The sequence below is a fragment of the Micromonospora sp. GCM10011541 genome, assembly GCF_042650725.1.
Classification (GTDB): Bacteria; Actinomycetota; Actinomycetes; order Mycobacteriales; family Micromonosporaceae; genus Micromonospora; species Micromonospora sicca.
On the sequence record NZ_JBHSBP010000095.1, the window covers coordinates 1 to 4,299 of the forward strand.

The 4,299-nt window shown below is 68.8% G+C and carries 2 protein-coding genes and 3 pseudogenes; all 5 read right to left on the reverse strand.

The features are described from left to right. Positions 1-422: pseudogene (locus ACFOYX_RS31780) on the reverse strand (DinB family protein); the annotation flags it as partial. Positions 423-426: 4 nt separating this feature from the next. Next, on the reverse strand, positions 427-1,863 hold the full coding sequence (locus ACFOYX_RS31785; protein ID WP_322444087.1) for an IS110 family transposase: 1,437 nt from the start codon (positions 1,861-1,863) through the stop codon (positions 427-429). A gap of 460 nt (positions 1,864-2,323) precedes the next feature. Beyond that, positions 2,324-2,827, reverse strand: a pseudogene (locus ACFOYX_RS31790) (TraM recognition domain-containing protein); the annotation flags it as partial. 723 nt (positions 2,828-3,550) lie between these two features. Next, positions 3,551-3,838: pseudogene (locus ACFOYX_RS31795) on the reverse strand (multiprotein-bridging factor 1 family protein); the annotation flags it as partial. 10 nt (positions 3,839-3,848) lie between these two features. Further along, complete coding sequence (locus ACFOYX_RS31800; RefSeq protein ID WP_322444090.1) at positions 3,849-4,265, reverse strand: NUDIX domain-containing protein; 417 nt, start codon at positions 4,263-4,265, stop codon at positions 3,849-3,851. Positions 4,266-4,299 lie beyond the last annotated feature (34 nt).

Genomic DNA, 4,299 nt, shown 5'->3' on the forward strand with positions numbered 1-4,299 from the left:
CACGTGCACGAGGATGAGGTGCAGCGTCACCGGCGTGTGTTGCCACCACCGCACCGAGCCGGGCGCGTCGATCGGGAGCGCCTCGATCGTGGCGTCCGCGTGTGCCCAGACTCGGTGCCACAGGCCGATGATGTCGTCGCGGGACTCGTCGGCTGCGGCCCACATGTCCGTGTTCGGCTCGGCGTCTTCGTTCAGGCCCGCGACCGGTTCGGGAAAGGGCGGTCGAACACCTCGCCGAAATACCCGGCGGTCACCGAGGCCACGTGCTTGACCAGCCCGAGCAGGTTCGTCCCGGTCGGCACGAGCGGGCGCCGTACGTCGTACTCCGACAGCCCGTCGAGCTTCCCGAGCAGCGCCTCGCGCGCCTCAAGCAGGTACCGATAGAGATTCGCCTTGGCGTCGAGGTCTGTCAGGCCGCCCAGGACCTCACCGCCGCGCCCGCCGCGATGCCCTGTACGCCCGCGTTCCGAACCGCGGCTCTGTGGCGGTCACGCGATTGCGGTTTCTGATTGCACCATGTCCGTGTGTCGACGTCCGTCGTAACGGTGGGTAGCGCGCGAGTCGCAGTGAGCGGGCGCCGAGGTCGGCGGCGCCGGTTGAGCGAACGGCGTGCCGCGGCGAGAGTGCGAGTGGGCGTGAACTGGACGCTGGACGTTGTCGACGGGCCTTGCCCGTCCGCGCCGCCACATCCGGCCGGCTGCACCGCGTCGGACCGCCCGGGCGGTACACGTTGCTGGCAATAGAGTGGCCGGTGCCGCGGGCGCGGAGGGCGTCGTAGTAGGCGCGGGCGCCGGGTGAGCCTTTCAGCGAGCAGAATGCCCATTGGTGGACGGCGTCGGCGAGTCGTCGGTTGCGGGCGTAGCGGGCCAGCACGATGGTGCGGGTGCCGGATGCGCGGGTGATCGGGGAGGTGCCGGCGTAGTTCTTGCGGGCTTTGGCGTCGGTGAAGCGGTGGGGGTCGTCGCCGAATTCGCCGAGGATCCGGGCGCTGAGGACCACGCCGAGGCCGGGTTGGCTCAGGTAGTGCTCAGCGTCCCGGTGCCGGCCAAAATGTTTGGCCACCACCTGCCCGAGCTGCTCTACCTCGACGTTGAGCGCCGCGATCAGCCGGACCTGAGCGGTCACGATGGCCGCGTAGGCGGCCTGGACGGCGTCCGGCTGGCGCAGCTGCGCCCCGCGTAGTCGCTGCTGCAGGTCGGCGGCTTTGGCGTCAACCTGGCGGCGTTTCGCCCGCCGCAACGCCGCGGCGATCTGCGACCGCGATAGGCGGGCGGCGCGAGCAGGATCCGGCGCACGCGCCAGCAGCTCCAACGCGTCCGACGCGGTCAGGTCGTCGAAGACGTCCAGGGCGGCGGGGAAGAACTCCCGCAGGACGCTGCGTAGCCGCAGCAGCTGCCGCGTGCGGTCCCAGATCAGGGTCTGATGGGTGCGGGCGACGAGTTTCATCGCCTCGGCTTGGTCGCTGTCCCCGGCGACAGGTCGGTGATGGGCATGGTCCAGTCGCACGATTTCGGCGAGCACGTGCGCGTCGCCGGCGTCGGACTTCGCCCCCGAGGTGGAGTGCCGTTCGCGGTAGCGGGCCACGGACATCGGGTTGATCGCATACACCTGATAGCCGGCCGCGATCAATGCTTGCACCCACGGGCCGCGGTCGGTCTCGATCCCGATCCGCACCTGCGCTGCGGCCTCGCCCGGGTCCAGGTCGACCCACTCGGGCGGCATCCGCTCGGCGATCAGCGCGTGCAACCGGGTGACGCCCTCGAGACCTTCGGGTAGCCGTTTACGGGCCAACCTCGCACCGTGGTCGTCGACGAGCTCAACGTCGTGGTGGTCCTCGGCCCAGTCGTCTCCCAGATACAGCATCACGCCACCTTCCTCGATGGACAGTGTCGTCCATGGCAGCGTGGAAGAGACCTCAGCGATCTAATGGCCAAGTACTCACCGCGAACATCCGGGGCACGTCATCCCATCAGCTGTCCAGCCTCCTCACGACCAGCGGGCGCTCGGTCTGCCGCAAGACCTTGAAGGCCTGAAGAGAAGAGTGCTGACCCGCCAGCCGCTACCGGAGCCATCCTGCCGCAGCAGGCTGACAGAACCCATTAGAAGAGGATGTGTCGCCCGGTCGATGCCGCGTCGCTGGTTACCGATCGTCACAGCGGTCGCCGGCCAGTCTTGGTGGATTCCGCCGAGTCCCTGGTCGGTTTGTGAGCGGTTTGGAGCGCCGGAGCTGCCCCTTCATCTCGTCGTCTGCCTACAAGACGCTGTGCACGTTCAGCCGCACCTGGCTGTGCACGTACCCCTACGCCGACACCGGGTTCGGCACTCAGCGCTTGTCCTTGGCGCCTCTGGCTTTGGTGGTGCGGTCGTCCCCGGCCTTCGACAGGCGGTCGACCAGGGCGTCGATGGCGGTGCTGTTCTGCGGGTCCACGGCCTGCGCGGCTGTCTGACGGATCGCGGTGGCCTCACCCACGATCGGCTGGGGCGGTCGCGTCTTCAGGGTGAATGCTGGTGTCTGGCGGCCGTCGACGACCAGACGCGTCGCGGCGGTGTAGGCGTCGAGGTGGGTCAGGTCGTGCTCGTCGAGCTCCGGCAGGGTGTGGCGGGCCAGGACCCGGGCGTCCTCGGGCGCGCACGAAAAGTAGATCTTGTTGCGGGCGTTCGCGGAGACGGCCGCGAGGAGGTCCTTCGGGAACTGGGCGAGGTCCTGGTGGGACAGGACGAGGGACAGTCGGTACTTGCGGGCTTCGGCGAGCATCGTGTCCAGGCTGTTGGCGAGGGTGAGGAAGTTTTGCGCCTCGTCGATTATCAGCGTGGCGTCGCGGCGACGTATCGCGGTGGCGGACATACGGTGGCGATCGAGCAGGTCGATGGCCAGGTCGGATCGGCGGGTGTGGACCAGCCCGCGCAGGTGCACTTCATGGAGGGCATAGGGGCTGGTGAGTCCTGTGCCGGGTTTGGAGTCGACCAGTCGCCAGGCGGTGGTGATGGCGTGGTCGAACAGGGCGCGGTCGCCGAGTTCGCCGGCGGCTCGAGCGAGCTGTACGAGGGCAGCACCTCGGTCGGGATCAGGCGCCAGTTCCATGGAGCGTCGAAGTCGGGCAACGGCGGTCTTGGGCCGCTCGACCTTACGCAGCTCGTTGCCGTGTACCCGAAGGGTGAAGGCGAGCAGGTCCTGGTCGTCGAGGTGTTCGGCCAGCCACAGCGCCCGGCCGGTCCAGCGGGCGGCACTGACCAATCGCTCCTCGGGCAAGACGTGGCCGAGTGAGACGCCGAGTTCGGCGCGGGCACGGGCAAGCAGGCGCATCACATCCCGCTCAACATGCCCGTCGGCGACCCGGCTCTCCAAGCGGGTGACCAGCGGCCAGAGCTCGTTGACGGCTTCGGCGCCATGCCCGGACTGCCGTGCGATCGCGGCGAGGCGGATAGTCGACTCGCCGAACTGGAGCATCGCGGCGAAGTCGCCGTCGTCGGGGTCGCTAACACCAAGCGTGTGCGCTGGCAGGCCGAGGTGGCGGGCGATACGTAGCCGGGCGGCGACATCGCTGATCTCCCGCCGCCCCGTTTCGATCATCGAAATGTACGTCGCGTCGTAGCCGAGCAACTCCGCCAGACGCCTTTGGCTCACCCCGGTCGCGGCCCGGTAGGTGCGAATGATGACCGCGAGATCGCCGCTGGCCAGCGCGGCCCGTGTGGTATCGCTGGTCCACAACCAAAAGGCCGAGCCTCCACGGCGCTGGGCAGGAGCTGGCAAGGCGGCACCGGCGATGGCGTGGCAAGCCGGGCACAGCGGCGACGCACTCCAGCGGCCGACCACCGCCCCGCAACCGCCGCACCGCATTGTCGGCCGCCTACATGACTCGGATGCTGAGCGTGGCGTACCAGGTCGCGATGGACCTCTTGTACCCCTCTGGCATGCGCAGCGCCGCGGCCTCGGCCTCGGTGAACAGGCCGACTTCCTTATGCTCGTAACTGACGACCGGATCAGCGTCGGTGCTGACGTGGCACCCGTACGTGATGATGAGGACGTCGACGCCGTCGCGGATGTGGTACTGCCAAGCGTCCAGCAGCGGGCCGGAGGTCACCCGCCAGCCGACCTCCTCGGCGATCTCCCGAGCCACGCACTCTGCCGGTTCCTCGCCGAGATCCAGCTTTCCGCCCGGCAGCTCCCACTCGTCGCGCTCGTTGCGTAGCAACAGCACGCGGTCGTCGCGAACCACAACGCGACCGCCGCCATTGCCCTGTCTGTCAGGGTGAGTTGAGGCCAGCGGCTCATAGCAAGTCCGCCGGGCAGGGCGAGTT

Excerpts from the sequence above, each read along its gene's own strand:
- ACFOYX_RS31785 (WP_322444087.1), bottom strand. The coding sequence starts at position 1,863 with ATGCTGTATCTGGGAGACGACTGGGCCGAGGACCACCACGACGTTGAG.